The organism is Vibrio sp. Vb1166, assembly GCF_033338695.1.
GTDB lineage: Bacteria > Pseudomonadota > Gammaproteobacteria > Enterobacterales > Vibrionaceae > Vibrio > Vibrio alginolyticus.
This window is the reverse complement of sequence record NZ_JAWOTE010000009.1, coordinates 1-15,937: the sequence shown is the minus strand read 5'-3', so window position 1 is coordinate 15,937 and position 15,937 is coordinate 1. Positions and strand designations below refer to the sequence as shown.

At 43.3% G+C, this 15,937-nt stretch carries 16 protein-coding genes and 3 pseudogenes; 8 read left to right on the top strand and 11 right to left on the bottom strand.

The features are described 5' to 3' along the window. Nucleotides 1–228: 228 nt before the first annotated feature. Nucleotides 229–594, bottom strand: coding sequence for a T6SS amidase immunity protein Tai4 family protein (locus tag R7E51_RS11230; protein WP_242531419.1), 366 nt, complete (start codon nucleotides 592–594; stop codon nucleotides 229–231). Between the two features lie 152 nt (nucleotides 595–746). Beyond that, nucleotides 747–1,268: a GNAT family N-acetyltransferase gene (locus R7E51_RS11225; RefSeq protein WP_206958196.1), complete on the bottom strand. Its 522-nt coding sequence runs from the start codon at nucleotides 1,266–1,268 to the stop codon at nucleotides 747–749. Between the two features lie 369 nt (nucleotides 1,269–1,637). Between R7E51_RS11225 and R7E51_RS24105 the strand changes: the two are divergent. Then, nucleotides 1,638–1,744, top strand: a pseudogene (locus R7E51_RS24105) (IS630 family transposase); the annotation flags it as partial. Between the two features lie 125 nt (nucleotides 1,745–1,869). Here R7E51_RS24105 and R7E51_RS11215 read toward each other — a convergent pair. The 6 genes and pseudogenes from R7E51_RS11215 to R7E51_RS11190 form a co-directional block, all read right to left on the bottom strand. Continuing rightward, nucleotides 1,870–2,064 (bottom strand): MbtH family protein, encoded by a 195-nt coding sequence (locus R7E51_RS11215; protein WP_206958194.1) that lies wholly within the window; start codon nucleotides 2,062–2,064, stop codon nucleotides 1,870–1,872. 23 nt (nucleotides 2,065–2,087) lie between these two features. Then, nucleotides 2,088–2,603 (bottom strand): alpha/beta hydrolase-fold protein, encoded by a 516-nt coding sequence (locus R7E51_RS11210; RefSeq protein ID WP_277987373.1) that lies wholly within the window; start codon nucleotides 2,601–2,603, stop codon nucleotides 2,088–2,090. Next, a pseudogene (locus R7E51_RS11205) lies at nucleotides 2,602–2,697 on the bottom strand (IS200/IS605 family transposase); the annotation flags it as partial. The gene R7E51_RS11210 and the pseudogene R7E51_RS11205, both read right to left, overlap by 2 nt. Before the next feature lie 109 nt (nucleotides 2,698–2,806). Next, nucleotides 2,807–3,502 (bottom strand): 4'-phosphopantetheinyl transferase family protein, encoded by a 696-nt coding sequence (locus R7E51_RS11200; protein WP_206958192.1) that lies wholly within the window; start codon nucleotides 3,500–3,502, stop codon nucleotides 2,807–2,809. A gap of 140 nt (nucleotides 3,503–3,642) precedes the next feature. Continuing rightward, nucleotides 3,643–3,867 (bottom strand): hypothetical protein, encoded by a 225-nt coding sequence (locus tag R7E51_RS11195; RefSeq protein ID WP_206958252.1) that lies wholly within the window; start codon nucleotides 3,865–3,867, stop codon nucleotides 3,643–3,645. A 3-nt stretch (nucleotides 3,868–3,870) separates the two neighbouring features. Then, nucleotides 3,871–4,108, bottom strand: a pseudogene (locus R7E51_RS11190) (transposase); the annotation flags it as partial. A gap of 295 nt (nucleotides 4,109–4,403) precedes the next feature. On the opposite strand from R7E51_RS11190, the gene R7E51_RS11185 reads away from it, so the two are divergent. Continuing rightward, complete coding sequence (locus tag R7E51_RS11185) at nucleotides 4,404–5,480, top strand: 3-deoxy-7-phosphoheptulonate synthase (RefSeq protein WP_206958189.1); 1,077 nt, start codon at nucleotides 4,404–4,406, stop codon at nucleotides 5,478–5,480. A gap of 30 nt (nucleotides 5,481–5,510) precedes the next feature. Here R7E51_RS11185 and R7E51_RS11180 read toward each other — a convergent pair whose 3' ends face one another. Beyond that, nucleotides 5,511–6,290: a 2,3-dihydro-2,3-dihydroxybenzoate dehydrogenase gene (locus tag R7E51_RS11180; protein WP_017821448.1), complete on the bottom strand. Its 780-nt coding sequence runs from the start codon at nucleotides 6,288–6,290 to the stop codon at nucleotides 5,511–5,513. 177 nt (nucleotides 6,291–6,467) lie between these two features. Between R7E51_RS11180 and R7E51_RS11175 the strand changes: the two genes are divergently transcribed. Both R7E51_RS11175 and R7E51_RS11170 read left to right on the top strand, forming a co-directional pair. After that, nucleotides 6,468–7,649: an isochorismate synthase gene (locus R7E51_RS11175; protein ID WP_017821447.1), complete on the top strand. Its 1,182-nt coding sequence runs from the start codon at nucleotides 6,468–6,470 to the stop codon at nucleotides 7,647–7,649. A 5-nt stretch (nucleotides 7,650–7,654) separates the two neighbouring features. After that, entirely contained in the window at nucleotides 7,655–9,274 is a 1,620-nt protein-coding gene (locus R7E51_RS11170; protein ID WP_206958187.1) for a (2,3-dihydroxybenzoyl)adenylate synthase, read from the top strand. Between the two features lie 42 nt (nucleotides 9,275–9,316). Here R7E51_RS11170 and R7E51_RS11165 read toward each other — a convergent pair whose 3' ends face one another. Then, nucleotides 9,317–10,198 (bottom strand): isochorismatase family protein, encoded by an 882-nt coding sequence (locus R7E51_RS11165; RefSeq protein ID WP_017821445.1) that lies wholly within the window; start codon nucleotides 10,196–10,198, stop codon nucleotides 9,317–9,319. 219 nt (nucleotides 10,199–10,417) lie between these two features. Here R7E51_RS11165 and fepB point away from each other — a divergent pair, with 219 nt between their 5' ends. Then, nucleotides 10,418–11,416, top strand: a complete 999-nt coding sequence (gene fepB, locus R7E51_RS11160; protein WP_054730284.1) for a Fe2+-enterobactin ABC transporter substrate-binding protein — start codon at nucleotides 10,418–10,420, stop codon at nucleotides 11,414–11,416. Between the two features lie 31 nt (nucleotides 11,417–11,447). Here the strand turns inward: fepB and entS are convergent, their stop codons facing one another. After that, nucleotides 11,448–12,731 (bottom strand): enterobactin transporter EntS, encoded by a 1,284-nt coding sequence (gene entS / locus R7E51_RS11155; protein ID WP_010648822.1) that lies wholly within the window; start codon nucleotides 12,729–12,731, stop codon nucleotides 11,448–11,450. Between the two features lie 128 nt (nucleotides 12,732–12,859). On the opposite strand from entS, the gene R7E51_RS11150 reads away from it, so the two are divergent. The 3 genes from R7E51_RS11150 to R7E51_RS11140 are packed head-to-tail and all read left to right on the top strand — an operon-like array spanning nucleotide 12,860 to nucleotide 15,802. Next, nucleotides 12,860–13,939, top strand: a complete 1,080-nt coding sequence (locus R7E51_RS11150) for an iron chelate uptake ABC transporter family permease subunit (protein ID WP_206958185.1) — start codon at nucleotides 12,860–12,862, stop codon at nucleotides 13,937–13,939. Further along, nucleotides 13,939–14,979, top strand: a complete 1,041-nt coding sequence (gene fepG, locus R7E51_RS11145) for an iron-enterobactin ABC transporter permease (RefSeq protein WP_017821441.1) — start codon at nucleotides 13,939–13,941, stop codon at nucleotides 14,977–14,979. The genes R7E51_RS11150 and fepG overlap by 1 nt, the downstream gene beginning before the upstream one ends. A gap of 1 nt (nucleotide 14,980) precedes the next feature. Then, on the top strand, nucleotides 14,981–15,802 hold the full coding sequence (locus tag R7E51_RS11140) for an ABC transporter ATP-binding protein (RefSeq protein ID WP_017821440.1): 822 nt from the start codon (nucleotides 14,981–14,983) through the stop codon (nucleotides 15,800–15,802). Nucleotides 15,803–15,937: the final 135 nt, after the last annotated feature.

Here is a 15,937-nt window from a genome sequence, read left to right as displayed (position 1 = left end):
CTTTCTAAGCACCTCATTTGCAATTGAGCAATAGTATTTCGAGAAACTCAGGAGAGTGAACTGAACGAGTGTTGCTACTATTAAAAATATCTTCATATTTACATCACCGCATAATGCCCCGCTAAGAGATGAGTAATTCAATACAGAAGCCACTAAAAATCATCTTCATCACTCAACGTATTGCGCCGTAAAAATACCACACGTTGCGAATCAACTTTGAGCAGTTTGTTATAACTCTGATTTCGCATTAATGTATAGCTTATGAACATCGTCTGAATTAGAAAAGTCTATACAGTAGGCCAATTTGATCACGTTACCATTTTTTGATTTGTAAATAGCCATATCATATTTTTCCAATAGCTCGCTAACCCCAAAGAATGACTCCAAAGGAAGCTCGGAAAAGTCTCTGTAGCCTTGCATCGCCGTTATCGCATCTTTCGCAACAGCTGATCCTTTGTAATTAGTCGCAATGCAAGATGAGAGAGCGAAGTTTTTAAACAGCTGCTCATCGCTTTGAATACTTAGTGGATTCGCGGCCTCTCCTACACTACAAAGAGCAATACTTATGATGGTTACTAGTACTCTACATTTCATAAATTAAACCTTATGCTTCCTAAGAGTTACAGCACATTATTAAGGAGTGAGTATCACAATACAAAACTGCCCCACATCACTTAAATCAACTCATAGTGAAAATGCCATGTGTAACCACTCTTGTTGTGAACCAATTATTAGCCCACTACAGACTAATACATATACCCTAACCAATCTATATGACCAACAGCCCAAGTTTTGCCGCTGATAGGTTTAACATATAAATCATCTAGTTGCTCTACAGCGACACCGTAATTTTTATGTTCGTGAACTCGCAACCAAGAACTTAGAGAGTTAAGGCGCATATAACCATTAGCCACATAAAAACGCTCCAAATCGGAGACTAAAATGATGAAGTCGACATCTTTAGTGGACGCATACTCGCTGAGTTGAGACAACATTTTTGTGCCAATACCTTGTCTTTGAACTGTGCTCTCGACACAAAAGTCACTCACACCTAATACTTTACAAATTTCATCACCAACGCGAACAACTCTGTAGTCTAATCCCATGTAACCAACTAACTGATCACCTTCGTAATTCAGAACTCTCATATGCGGGAGTTGCTTATAGTAAGAGCGAGTAACTTGATGTTCAGGAAACGACTGGTTTCTAAGAGCTTCAATTGCATTATGCTGCGCTTTAGATAACTCGATTTCTGGGTAAATATCCATATTTGACCTTTGAGTATTAATGACCTTTTGGAGGTGAGCAACGCAATACCGAGCCTTCCGCATACCGATTTAATCACTGAGCGCCACGCACAGTTAAAATGCCACGTGTTGCGAATCACTCATAAACAGTTTGTTATGTAGCTATGTTCGCAAGGACACAAACCAAGAATGCAGGCACCCCAACTATAAGCAGTTTGATGCAAAAGGCTGTATTTTCCGAGAACCGCCCATCATCGATTTCGTCTGCAACACTACGGTCAACCATTGGGTCTGTAACACTATCAACTTTAACAAAGCTCAGCTACGGCTGGTTCCGCATGGGACAGGATAAGTTTATTGAAACGATAGATAGATAGATAAATATAGCATTATCTGCTAGAACAAACCGCGCATCTTGTGCTTGATGGTGCAACCTACCATAGGTCAGAAATGGTGAGAAATGCGGTAAAGTGCTCAATATAGAACTTCATCACTTGCTGAGCGAACCAAATTCCTTGTTGTGTGCCCAATAGGGGCCATAAATTATCTTGCACTTGTTGAGTGTGCATTGGTGTATTCCTTAAAAATTTTTTTATTATCGTTGTGGCTATTGGTTTGTTTTTTACACACGAATGTCATGCCAATTCGCTTCGATATAATCAATGCAGTCTTGCTTTAATGACGGACCAAATGTGCTTTTCCAGCCAGAAGGGATCCCTTTGAATTTAGGCCATAAGCTATATTGATTGTTGTGATTAATCAGGACAAAGAACTGGTTTTCAGGTTCGTCAAAAGGATTAATGTATTTCTCAGACATAGTTAACTCCAATAATAGAAAAATCAGGATTCAAAATTAAAAACATACGACAACCCATCAATGAGGCCTCCGCGCCAACATAGGCGTTCATGCCCACCATCAAAGGTGCGGAACGATAACCGATGGTTTTGTTGCTTAAGTTGCTGGTATAGGTCTTGGCTCAAGTCCACCATGATGTCCTCTCCTAACCCAACCTCCATAAACACACTTAGCTTTATGTTAGAACCAAGACCAGAGTGAACTAATTGACTCATTTGAGTTAGAGGTTCACTTGTTTGAAAGGGAGAATATTCACTAGATGGCTTCACTAATGAAAAATCAGGCCACCAAAATGAACCCGATTGACAAACAACCGCACCAAAACGATCCGGATGGTTCAATCCGGCATACATCGCACTCAAACCACCAAGGCTTTGCCCAACAACAGCCGTACGATTTGCGTCATTAGTAATTGGGAAATAATGACTAACCAACGGCAGTAGTTCTTGAGTGATAGCCTGCCAAAACAAAGGGTTGCAACTGAGCTCTTCGCTACGCAGCGCTCCATATCAATCTTTGTCTCTTTTTCGGTATAAAAACCACATGGTATTTACAATCCCAACGGGTATGAGACAGACTCTTATAGCCTCGCATAGGTTGTTTCCTCTTTACTTTTGGTCGAGAAAAGAAGTTACACCGTTGTCATGGTCAAACCTATGCGAGTCACCCCAGCTTAGCTGGGGATTTACCAGTATTTAATTAGTTAGTGTTTCAGGTGATGTTCACCAATCACACACCATGTAATGTAATGTGTATCATCCATCATTGAATAGCGGACTTTAATATTCACCTCACTGTTCAAATATTCATCGAGAATAAGGCTTGTCGCAAAAGTCAGTTCTTGTCTATCGCAATCAATCTGCTCAAGAACGACTGAATCAAAATCTAAAATCTGTTGAACGGTAGGGAAAATCGCTTTATAGATAGCCTCTTTTGCGGAAAATATTAGCGTTAGAAACTGACAAATATCATCAAAGTGAGCAGCGTGATGCCGTTCATTAAGCGAGACAATTTGTGATGATAGTTGATTCGCCCACTGACGAGACATCACTTTCTCAATGTCTACCCCTACCCCAACGACATCTTCACTACAGTGAGCAACAGATGCGACAGCATGTCCCACACAATGGGAAATAGACCCAACAATATTTTCAGGCCAAACAGGTTCATTCCCACGACCAATACCAATACTGCCGGCAGCTTCATGACCTAAATGGGTTAACGCTTGGTGCGCACACGCTCGTCCTGCCAAGAATTCACAACGGCGCTTAAGTGCCGCTTTACAAAAATTACTTGGTAAATGGATACCTTGCAACTCTATATTCGATATAAAATCAGGGCTGTAATCCACGCTTAGGTAGAGGGAAACCAAGTTATCAGACCACGGAAAAAGCTTCATAAAACTTACAAAAATTATTTTATAATGAGAATTATTATCTTATATCGATGATCGTTTTGAAAGCTGTTGTCACTTATCTTTGTTCACAAACTCTTTCAGCGTATCAGCCTGCCCAGACATCTTGGCAAACTCAGATAATGTTACCGATCTTTATTGGGACGGTCAGAATAGGTCTGTTGAAAAAGGGGTTTAGCGATTGATAGCTCACCTTTAATTAATGCCCCCATCGATTCGGTGTTACCACGTTCGTCACGAGCACATGCATCAGCACCATTTTGAATCAATAACGCCACCGCTTTAGATTGACCACTATGTACGCCCCGTAGGTTGATCCATTTGTACGCATGAACATCAAAATCATACATAGTTCGGCGACTGATACAAGAATATTGGGACAAACCAATGGGAACTCTGCCAATCTAAAAACAGAATCGATGAAGCCTTGTAGGCTAAAGGTAAGGAAAAGACGCGCTTTACAATGAGAGCGGTCGTGATAGCAAGGTCACTAAACAATCCGGGGCGACCACGTCTATTCTGTCTGGGTTGCTTCCACTCAGCTATCGCCTCTTCGTCAATCCAAAACGTGAGTGAACCTCAGTTAGCCAAGGAGTTATTGTACTTGCTCTAGTTAATAGTTTTGTAGCGAGGCTTAGGCATGAAATCAAAGTCTGTGAATGAATCTCCCTGATCTGATCGTAAGATTTTGGTTTAGTCCATTCGATTTCCGCAACAAAGCCAGTGCATAATTTAAATATACAATTTCGCTCTTATTTACTACCACCAGTATTGACAAGTTACAAAATGTTTCACACTATCTACCCCGGAATCGAAATGAGAACCATTATCAATTCTAATAAAACATCATTACATTTTTGTCTTTTGGTTTATTTGGATATTAGTCATGCAACCTTTACACAACACCATCAACGCAGCGTCAGCCATACAACTCCCTACACTACACACTGTGTTATCTAAATCTGGAGTAGATGAGCGCTTAGAGCGTTTTATAGAGACTCAACGTGACGAGATCAAAGATATTCTATCGGGAAAAGATCAGCGTATGCTTGTGATCATTGGCCCGTGTTCAATCCATGACCCTAATGCAGCTTTGGAATACGCGAATAGATTAGCCAAAGTTCAAAAACAATTTAGTCAAACGTTAAAAATTGTCATGCGAACGTATTTCGAAAAGCCGAGAACACGAAAAGGTTGGAAAGGTTTTATCGTCGACCCAGAGTTAACAGGCGATTTCAATTTAGAGCAAGGTATCTATCAAAGCCGCTCATTATTGAAATCGATACTAGAGCTAGGCGTCCCTACTGCAACAGAATTTCTCGATACAAACATTGCTCCATATATTGCTGACCTTGTTTGCTGGGGGGCGATTGGAGCACGTACAACAGAGTCACAACCTCATCGACAACTTGCATCAGCACTTCATTGTGCTATTGGCTTTAAAAATGGAACAGACGGAAACACCTCCATATCCATTGACGCAATACATGCGGCAGGAGACTCTCACTTACTGGTGACTTTCGGTTCCAATGGGCATCCAATCGTACTCCAGACACCAGGCAACCCCCATTGTCATGTCATTCTTCGTGGAGGATTGGCTCCAAACTATTTTAGTCCAAATGTTCGTAGTACTGCTTATGACCTTGAGTACAACAAGTTAGCACCTAGCCTCATTATCGACTGCAGTCATGGCAACAGTGGTAAGATTGCAAAAAACCAACTCAATGTTATCAATAACATTTGCGATCAATTGACCGCAGGTGAAACGAGCATTTCAGGTGTGATGTGTGAAAGCTTTTTGCAAGGTGGTAACCAAACATTGAATTCAGAAGAGTTGTGTTACGGCAAGTCGATTACCGACGAGTGTTTGAACTGGGATGATTCCGTAAGCTTCTTATCTAAACTCGATGAAGCTGTTAAGATTGCTTACCAAAACGAATACCTTCATTCTGAGATCGCTTAACTATTTAGCCGGGCATAACGCCCGGCTTCATTAGTTGTCTAACGTAGCCCCTCCGTCCACACGAAGATCATGCATTGTGATCTGTTTAGCACCATCAGACATCAGAAAGAGAACTGCTTTAGCTATGTCTTCTGGTTCTGCCATTTGCCCCAATGGAATCCCCAGCCGATATTGCTCTAAGTTGCCTTTTATGACTTCATTCTCGCCGTAGTTGACGTTCCATAGCTGGGTCTGCATGTCTGTTCTCGTTGAACCAGGGCTAACAAGATTGCAGCGAATGCCCTTTTCAGCAAGTTCCAAACCAACGCACTTCACTAGCATATGTAAGGCTGATTTTGTTGCTGCATATGCCCCTATATTCAACCTAGGTGTATTTGCCGAATTTGAGCCAATTACGACAATGTTTCCCTGCTGTCTATCTTTCATGCTGTTTGAAATCGCTTGGATTAACGCCAAAGCACCAAAGGTATTTACATCAAACATTTGTTTGATCTCATCCAAAGACATATCGTTCACGGCACCCAGATGCAATATTCCAGCACAACTCACTAAATGGTCAAACTGAAACTCACGATCGAGTTGGCAAACTTTGTCATTCACCTCATCGTGTTTTAATAAATCCAATTCGAAACAACATAACCTAGATTCATCAAAGCGAGCTCGAAGAGCTTCAATACTTTGATTCAAAAACGAAATATCCTTATCTGTCGCTACCACTCGATAGCCATTTTCTAACAGATGTTCCAACACAGCATAACCAATACCTTTACCTGATCCAGTGAGGAGTACCGTTTCAAAAGTACTATTCATTTACCTTACCCCAACATTCAAGTGGTAGCAGAAATCTGACGTCATTTATCGCTCCTTATTAAAATGCAATTAATTATCGTTTGATGTTGATAATCATTCTCACCTATACTCTAGCACTACATTTGCATGTGAAACAATTTGTAAATATGAGTAACGTAATATTTAGAGGTTAGGTTTATGAAACGTGAAGTTGTTGGATTCTCCAAAATGACTGATGAGATTTTGGATGCGCGATTAGATGAGTCCCCTTTCTTCTTTGCTTCCCCCCATAGTTCGATGCTAGGCGTCGGTATTGAACAACAACTTGAGCAAGCCATTCCATTTTCACAACTGGCAGTTCAAGCCAATGAAATGTTGGAAAAAGCAAAGTCTGAATACAACGACAACCCTGTCTTGTTTGCCAGCGTTCCTTTTGATGAAAATACGCCAACAAGATTTGTTATCCCAGAGAAGCTTTATGTTTCCAGTAGCCACAGAGCAAGAGGACAAGATAAACAAAGTTCAAATAAAGCGACCATAGTGTCTGCTCCAACCGGAAACGATTATAAACAAGGGGTATCTACTCTCTTGAATTTGTTTGATACCACAGAGCTATCAAAGGTCGTACTTTCACGCTCACTCAGGCTGGCAACAGATCACACAATCGACCAAACAGTGCTACTGCGTAACTTATTGTCCATCAATGCCAATGGTTACACCTTTGCTTCAGACATTGGAAGTGGGGTTAAGTTGATGGGAGCCAGTCCGGAACTACTACTGGCCAAAAAAGGCGGTCACGTGATTTCTAACCCGTTAGCGGGCTCTCGTCCCAAATCTCAAAACACTCAAGAAAACCTTCATTTACGTGCTTCCTTGTTAGATACCCAAAAGGATCTGAATGAACATAGTTTTGTTGTCGAAGAAATTGAAAAAGTCTTGAGTCGTTATTGCCACAACCTGTTTACTCCCATGGTGCCTTCAGTGATTGAAACGGAAACAATGCTGCACTTGTCGACCGTATTGGAAGGTCAGGCAGACGATCCAACAACGAGTGCACTGCAAATCGCGGCCGAGCTCCACCCTACTCCAGCGGTTTGTGGGTTCCCAAGAAATTCGGCTTATCAAGCCATTAAGCAGATAGAGAACTTTGACCGTGGCTACTTTACCGGCATGGTTGGTTGGTGTGATGCAAGGGGTAATGGTGAGTGGGTGGTAACCATTCGCTGCGCAGAAGTAAGCCAGCACGAAATGTGCGTGTTTGCGGGTGCAGGTATCGTCATGGACTCTTCTCCTCAAAGTGAGCTAGATGAAACAGGAGCGAAGATGGGAACAATTTTACGTGCTGCTGGTATTCAAATTGACGAATTGCTTACGGTATAGAACGCATGACGAACATACAGCACACGTTAGATTTTACACCATGGCCACAAGAGTCCGCTCGGTACTATCGGGCAAAGGGATATTGGCAAGATAAAACATTATTCGACCATTTGCTGGACTCGGTTAAGACTCATCCAGATGCTTTAGCCATCATCAGTGGTGAATGCTCATACACCTTTCAACAGTTGCATGACAAAGTCACCCAGCTCGCCGCAGGATTCATTACATTAGGCCTGAAATCGGGTGACAATGTTGTCATGCAAATCAGCAATCGAGCGGAGTTTTATATCTGCTTCTTTGCACTAACCATGCAAGGGATAAAGCCAGTTGTTGCACTGCCAGCTCACCGAACTCTTGAGCTCAGCTATTTTTGTCGTCACGCACAAGCAAAAGCGTATATTTTCTCTGATGACACGCCGGGTTTTGATGCCCAAAAGACGGCCTTAACTTTGCAGGATGAATGTGCATCATTGTCATACCTCATTCACACAGACCAATCGGTAGATTCTCAAATTACCGAATTAAGCACGCTTCATGAAGCGCAAGGTATTGCTCAAAACAGCAATGCTAACCATGTAGCTTTCTTCCAGCTGTCTGGTGGCACTACAGGCACTCCAAAGCTGATCCCAAGAACACACAATGACTACGCATATAGCGTTATCGCAAGTAATGCAATATGTAACTTCAGTGAACAAACACGCTATCTGTGCGTATTGCCAGCAGCACATAACTTCCCATTAAGTTCCCCGGGTGCGTTAGGCGTTTTCTTTGCTGGAGGCTGTGTGGTATTGGCACAAGATAGCTCACCACAAAATGCGTTCAAGCTGATTGAACAACATAGGATCACCGTCTCCGCTCTTGTACCACCACTCGCGTTACTTTGGATGAAACATGCAGAGACTGCCGATGACGATATTTCTAGCCTTAAATTTGTGCAAGTTGGTGGCGCCAAGTTCAGTGAAACCACAGCCAGAGAGCTACCTAATAAGCTAAACTGCCAATTACAACAAGTCTTTGGAATGGCGGAAGGTTTGGTCAACTATACACGTTTAGATGACCCGATTGATGTCATCGTAAAAACACAAGGGCGGCCAATGTCGCCAGACGATGAAGTGCTCGTGGTTGATGACGAAGGCAAACCCGTCCCTGTTGGTGAAGAAGGTGCACTATTAACCCGAGGCCCATATACGATCCAAGGTTATTTCCGCGCCAAAGAACACAATCAACGTTCATTTAACGCAGAACGATTTTACGCCACGGGAGATCTCGTTCGGCTAACCTCTGACGGCAACATCATTGTTACTGGACGTGATAAAGACCAAATCAACCGAGGAGGAGAAAAAATCGCCGCAGAAGAAGTAGAAAACCTGATACTTCAACATGACAGCGTACATGATGTCGCTTTAGTCGCCATACCTGATGAGTTTCTGGGCGAGCGCAGCTGTGCGATTATTGTTCCTGAAAGCAACCAGAAACCAAAGCCTGTTGAACTAAAACGCTTCTTGCACAGTCAAGGACTTGCTCAATTCAAGATTCCTGACCAAATCCATTTTGCTGAAGCCTTACCGAAAACTCCGGTAGGCAAAATAAACAAGAAAGTGTTAAGAGAACAATTCTCTTCATAATAAAAAAACCGATTTCATCAGAAATCGGTTTTTACTTTAGCTCTAAGCGGCAACTTCCAAATTCGATTCAATCATTTGCCACCATTCTCTTAAGGTGGTTTTTTGCATGATGTCCGAAAAGGCAATATCAATGCCCTGCTTTCTCCAAGCTTCAAATAACGTCATTGCTCTTATGGAGTCTAGGCCTAAAAACATTAGGTTCTCATCAACATCAACTTCTTCAAGATCCATATCTAGAATCTCTGCGACATCAACACGCATGGAAGCTAGGCTCAGCTCTGACTTCAGTTGCCCACCCTGTGCTATTTCATTGATAACCTGCGACATTGATTTAATGCAACCCGCTCTGCCTGCAACGTATTTCAACGCGTACTGATGATCTTCCAAAGAAAAGTCTGCAATCGCATCCCCGACAATGAAGGGCTTAACGTCTAGCATAAATGCATCAAGCGCAGTGGACAAAATACCGATATGACCGTAGACCCCGACAATAATCAGTTGGTCACGCCCCGCTTCTCTCATCCAATCTAACAGAGGCGTCTTCTTAAACGCGCTATAGCGCCATTTTTTATACTGAATATCACCTTGTTCTGGAGCAACTTCTGCAATGATTTCTGTTTCTTGCGTGAGCCCCGTTCCCCAGAAATCCGTTAGTAAAGCACGTTCCTTAGGATCTTGATTCGCAGGTTGCGCTGTATAAACCACGGGAATATCCGCATGACGAGCAGCCTGCGCAACGTTTTGTACATTGCGAAGTAAGTGTGGGATAGGTTGCTTGGCTTTATCAAAGAAGTTAATAAAGTAATCCTGCATGTCGTGAACCAATAACACCGCTTTGTCTGGCTCAATACTCCAGTTGACTTTGTTATCAGGGAAAGTATCAACTTCTGGTATTTCGTAGCCAGCAATCTTGGGAATCGCCATTTTTTATAATCCTTAGTAAGTTATTTCCTATATAGGAATTGGTTGACGTTGTTTATGAACAAAGAAACAAATGGTAACAATTATCATTTAACCAATAGTAAGCAGCAGCAAAGACAAAATCAATTGATAATGATAGTAGTTCGCAATAAAGTAGCTGCCTTCTACCAATAATGAAGTCATACGCGTTCGTTATAGAGCGATTAACCACGGGAACTAATGATGAGACACCACTATGCGAGAATTTTTATAGGGCTGCTTTTTCTAACCTTATTGTCGGCATGCAATGATGCTGCAATTTCAGACCAGACGTCTAAGCCATTAACTGTTTCAGACGGTTGGCCAAAGAAAATAACGTCAAGCTATGGTGACATCACACTGACATCACCACCCAAGCGCATCGTTTCCACCAGTGTTTCGATCACAGGAACACTTTTGGCTATTGATGCTCCAGTAATTGCTTCGGGAGGGACGCTTTCCAACAGTCCTGTCGCAGATAAAGACGGGTATTTTTATCAATGGCGCTCCGTTGCCAATCAAAGAAACGTTAAACCACTATATCAAGGCCTAGCTAATGCAGAAGCCGTCGCCAAAGAACGACCAGATTTGATTATTGTGTCCGCAACGGGTGGTGACTCTGCAATAAAAATGTATGACCAGTTCTCAGCTATCGCTCCGACTCTGGTTATTAATTACGACGATAAAAGCTGGCAAGAGCTTGCCCGACTATTGGCATCCTTTACTGATCGGAAAACACAAGCGGAAAACGCAATTCAACGCTTCAATCAGAGGGTTGTCGAAGTCAAAGAGCGCATTAAACTGCCACCTCAACCAACTACTGCCATGGTGTATTATGGCGATGGTCGTGGCGCTAATTTTTGGACAGTAAACTCCGCCCAAGGACAAGTTTTGCAAACCTTAGGGTTTGAGTTAAGTGAGATCCCAGAACCACTCACAGACAATCATCAAATGGGACAACGAAAAGATATTGTTCCAGTCAATGGTGAGAATTTTGCCGATGCGATAACAGGTCAATCCATACTTTTGTTCGCCGCAGAAGCACCTGTGATTCAGCAATTACGAGAAAATAAGTTCATCGCCCATTTGAAAGCGGTTCGAGATCACCATGTTTACGCAATGGGTAATGATTCATTTAGACTTGATTATTACAGCTCCATGAATTTACTTGAGAACATTGAAACACTTTTCAGTGCTCAATAGAAAACAAACCGCCCATATAGGGCGGTTTATTCTAACTTGTCGCTGTGGCTTCTTTTGCTGAACCGGTTGGCTCTGGTGGCGGAGCCAAAGCAGGATCAAATAGCTTTGCTCGGCGCAGCGGGCGGAACAGAATAACCATTAACATCCCTACCCCTGTCGCCCCCAATCCAAATGAAAATATCGACATTGCTGGCGCCATAACCTTACCCAAAGCACCTAATCCAATAGCACCCATTGAGTCTCCAGTTACGTCTTGCGCTGTCCATAAACTGCTTACACGGCCTAATAAATGATCCGGGGTATGTCCTTGGACAATAGAATATTGAATAAGCGAAGCCACAGAACCTAAGTATCCGTATATCACCAATATACTAAGGAATAACCAATAGTTTCCTGCCAATCCCATGGCCACAATGGCTAAAAATGTTCCCATAGTTGCATAGATCATAACCATTCCCGGCCGTTGAGATTGCTTTACCCAACCTGACGTCAATGCACCGACCATTGCGCCTAATGGGATCGCTGAGTACATCAATCCGGCATTCGCTGCATTTCCGGTAAATGTCTCAAGAGCCAACGCGGGAAACATAACTCTAACCGCTGTTGCGAGTGTTTCTAAGGTGCCAAAAACAACCACACACCCCACTACCTTGTTCGAAAAGAGAAACTTTACGCCTTCATACAATGACAACAACGGATTTTCTGGTGCGTCATGACTCGGTTTCATGGAAGGAAGTCTGAACAACGGGAATAAGGTGCACAAGGTACCAACTGAAGCAGCAAGGTAGTTCCAGCTGACATCACCAAACGAGATGAGCAACCCACCAATCGCTGGTGACAAAACCATTCCCATGCGAACAGTAAGCATGCTCAGTGCCGCCGCTGAGGGCAAATTCTCTCGCCCAACAATAACGGGCAACGAAGCCATCAAGGCCGTCATTCCCATCGCGCCAAAAAAGCCATCCCACACAGAAAGTACATAAAGTGCAACCAAGGAAGATTCCGCCAATAGGCTGTTTAAGGCTAACGCCCCAAATCCAATGCCACACGTTGTTCTGGCGAATAGAATGAGTTTGCGTCGGTCGTATTTATCTGCCAAAACGCCCCCGATGAGCAACCCGACAAACATGCCGATGCCATCTAATGCCATGATCATTCCGACTTGAAGGGTTGAGCCAGTCATTTGATGTATCTGTATTGGTACAGCGACGGTCATCATGCCAAGAGCAAGAATCGACATCATCCTTGCAATAAATACCATTCTAAAATTCGGGTTTTCTTTAAGTAAGCTGAAATCCAGCATAATTTTGGGCATTTTCATTATTTCTTACGTCAAATATTGTGAGTCGTGAAATCAACACGTTGAAAGAGGATGCTTATTGCTTGAACATTCTACGCATCAAGTTACAATAATGGCAATGATAATTATTTACAATTGTATTTATGAGTGTTCATAAGTTGCCTTTAATCTCTTCTCTCTTACCAAGTAAAACGGCACTCCCCCAAACGCCAGACTCCCGTAAAAAACGTACTTATCGCCACTCTTTAACGTTATTTTCTTTATGTGCTTTACTGCTGTTCACATGCATCTTAAGCTTGGTGATCGGTGCCAAAAGTATATCGCCAAGCATTGTGTTTGAAAGCTTGCGAGGCACAGTAACATCAACAGCAAGCCAAATAATCGTCGAAGCAAGAGTCCCACGAACCCTCGTTGGGTTGCCGGTCGGAGCGGCGTTAGCTGTGGCAGGTGCGTTAATACAATCTTTGACACGCAATCCCCTTGCAGACCCCGGTATCCTTGGTGTGAATGCTGGTAGCAGCTTTTTCGTGCTTATTGGTGTCGCAATTTTCGGTAACCATTTGATGAGTGAACACCTGTGGTTCGCTTTTCTCGGTGCTCTCACTACGAGTTTGTTTGTCTATTTCATAGGAACATATAAAGAAGCCCGAGTGAATCCATTAAAAATTACGCTTGCCGGTGTGGCTCTAGGTGCACTTCTTGCGGGAGTGTCGTCATCGGTTACGCTTTTAAACCCTCAAGCCTTTGACGAAATGCGTTTCTGGGACGCTGGCTCGTTAGATATCAGAAACCTCTCTTTGACCTTTACGGCCATCGCTCCCATTACATTTGCATTGATCGTCGCGTTATTGATTGCCCCAGGGTTGGACAATTTAGCCCTTGGTGAAGATGTTGCGCAAGGACTGGGTACGAATGTCAAACAGACGCAAGCTTTAGCCCTGCTGGTGATCGCTATTTTATGTGGCAGTGCCACAGCGCTTGCTGGTCCAATTGGCTTTGTTGGCTTGATGATCCCACACGTAGCTCGAAAGCTGGCTTCTTCAAGCCAACGCTGGTTAACGCTTTATGCAATGGTTCTTGGTCCTCTCCTTTTGATTAGCGCCGATATCATTGGCCGTGTTATCGCTGTCAATGAAGTCCGAGTCTCTATTGTGACAGCATTTGTCGGGGCCCCAGCCCTAATCTACCTCGCTCGTAAACTGAACTCCTTTGGTAAACTCTAATGCAACCATCAGGCACTTACCTACTTGGCCGCAAAAGCGGCCGTTTCAATTTTCTAATATCCAAACGAACTGTCGCTTGGTGCATTTTGCTTACAATAGCCACAACAATCATTGCCACCTTCGCTTTATCTCAAGGAGAGCTAAGAACAAGCCTGACCGATCTTGTTGAGGTCGCATTCGGCACAGCTGAACAATTCACTTCAATTGTGATTCTTGAATGGCGACTACCGAGGTTATTTGCATCGCTTGTTTTTGGCGCAGCGCTCGGAGTCAGTGGTGCACTTTTTCAATCACTCATCCGTAATCCATTAGGAAGCCCTGACATTATTGGCTTTAACACTGGCGCGTACACAGGTGCACTAGTCGTCATCATTGTATTTGGGGGAAGCTATTTTGAGGTTGCATTTGGTGCAATCACAGGCGGCTTAATTGCAGCAACGGCTGTATACCTGCTGGCATACAAACAAGGAATCCAAGGATTTAGATTAATCATCATTGGTATTGGCATCAGCGCCATGTTAAGCGCTTTTAATAGCTGGCTGATGCTCACAAGCAAGTTGGAGACAGCGATGACAGCCGCCATATGGGGTGCTGGTACACTGAATGGGCTGGGATGGAATAAAATTTTGCCATCATTTGTTTTTATTGCTGTCGCTTTTGTCATATCTGCAACACTTGTCAGAAAGTTAAACATTTTAGAAATGGGTGATGACAATGCCGCAATGCTTGGCGTAAGTGGTGAACGCACTCGGCGGTTAGCGATGCTATCTGGCGTTATTTTGACAGCAGCAGTCACCGCCGCTACGGGCCCGATTTCATTCATCGCTTTAGTCGCTCCACAACTTGCTAGAAAGCTAACCAAAGATGGCTCGGTGGGACTGATGGCCTCAGCATTGATGGGAGCGATGTTACTCACTCTGTCCGATTTCACTGCCGTTAATTTATTTGCACCAAACCAATTACCCGTCGGCGTAATAACCATAAGTATTGGAGGTATCTACTTGCTGTATTTGCTTATTCGCCAATCAGAGAGATCATAATTTGACTAACGCAACACAACATAAAATAAACTCGCGCTATCGATTGCAGGCGGAACAAGTCACACTCGCCTACCAAGATAACGTCATATCTCAATCTTTGTCAGTTGGCATCCCAGACAATAAATTCACTGTCATCTTAGGACCAAACGGCTGCGGTAAATCAACATTACTACGCGGATTAAGCAATCTGCTCATGCCCAAATCTGGATCTGTTTTGTTAGATGGCAAAAATCTCTGCCACTTTCCTCGTCAAGAACTGGCAAAGCAGCTGGGACTACTGCCCCAATCTGCAATTGCGCCATCTGGCTTAACTGTTCACGATCTCATATGTCGAGGGCGCTTCCCTCATCAATCATTTTTGAAACGCTGGACACAAGCTGACGAACAGGCCGTACAACAAGCGATAGAGGCAACTCAGGTTGAGCCATTACTAGGGCAAAACGTTGAAGCATTGTCCGGAGGACAGCGGCAACGTGTTTGGGTTGCCATGGTTCTGGCGCAAAAAACACCTTATTTACTGTTAGATGAACCGACAACTTATTTAGACATTGCACATCAAATTGAACTATTGGATCTATTTAGAAAACTGAATCGGCAAAACAGTTCAACCATCGTTGCGGTGCTGCACGATCTCAATCATGCATGTCGTTATGCTGATCACTTAATCGTGATGAATTCAGGACAAGTCGTTGCAGAAGGAACACCCAATACGGTGATCACAGAAACACTGATCCAACACGTATATGGGTTACGTTGTTTAATAATGCCCGACCCTCTAACCAAGACGCCAATGATCATTCCTCGAGATTCTAGAGTCGATTAGCGTTTCTGACGATATCATGCGTTTCACATAAAGAATTTACACCAGTAAATTACCACCTTCTAAAGAAGGTGGCTTTGTGTGAGCCCCCTAAAAGGGGGCCTTTGTTTAGTCCAGCGCCAATTGCTGCTGCTCTAC

What these genes read in the sequence shown, in the direction of transcription:
- R7E51_RS11230 (WP_242531419.1), bottom strand. Translation starts at nt 594, where the DNA reads ATGAAATGTAGAGTACTAGTAACCATCATAAGTATTGCTCTTTGTAGT.
- R7E51_RS11225 (WP_206958196.1), bottom strand. Translation starts at nt 1,268, where the DNA reads ATGGATATTTACCCAGAAATCGAGTTATCTAAAGCGCAGCATAATGCA.
- R7E51_RS11215 (WP_206958194.1), bottom strand. Translation starts at nt 2,064, where the DNA reads ATGTCTGAGAAATACATTAATCCTTTTGACGAACCTGAAAACCAGTTC.
- R7E51_RS11200 (WP_206958192.1), bottom strand. Translation starts at nt 3,502, where the DNA reads ATGAAGCTTTTTCCGTGGTCTGATAACTTGGTTTCCCTCTACCTAAGC.
- R7E51_RS11195 (WP_206958252.1), bottom strand. Translation starts at nt 3,867, where the DNA reads ATGTATGATTTTGATGTTCATGCGTACAAATGGATCAACCTACGGGGC.
- R7E51_RS11185 (WP_206958189.1), top strand. Translation starts at nt 4,404, where the DNA reads ATGCAACCTTTACACAACACCATCAACGCAGCGTCAGCCATACAACTC.
- R7E51_RS11180 (WP_017821448.1), bottom strand. Translation starts at nt 6,290, where the DNA reads ATGAATAGTACTTTTGAAACGGTACTCCTCACTGGATCAGGTAAAGGT.
- R7E51_RS11175 (WP_017821447.1), top strand. Translation starts at nt 6,468, where the DNA reads ATGAAACGTGAAGTTGTTGGATTCTCCAAAATGACTGATGAGATTTTG.
- R7E51_RS11170 (WP_206958187.1), top strand. Translation starts at nt 7,655, where the DNA reads ATGACGAACATACAGCACACGTTAGATTTTACACCATGGCCACAAGAG.
- R7E51_RS11165 (WP_017821445.1), bottom strand. Translation starts at nt 10,198, where the DNA reads ATGGCGATTCCCAAGATTGCTGGCTACGAAATACCAGAAGTTGATACT.
- fepB (WP_054730284.1), top strand. Translation starts at nt 10,418, where the DNA reads ATGAGACACCACTATGCGAGAATTTTTATAGGGCTGCTTTTTCTAACC.
- entS (WP_010648822.1), bottom strand. Translation starts at nt 12,731, where the DNA reads ATGCCCAAAATTATGCTGGATTTCAGCTTACTTAAAGAAAACCCGAAT.
- R7E51_RS11150 (WP_206958185.1), top strand. Translation starts at nt 12,860, where the DNA reads ATGAGTGTTCATAAGTTGCCTTTAATCTCTTCTCTCTTACCAAGTAAA.
- fepG (WP_017821441.1), top strand. Translation starts at nt 13,939, where the DNA reads ATGCAACCATCAGGCACTTACCTACTTGGCCGCAAAAGCGGCCGTTTC.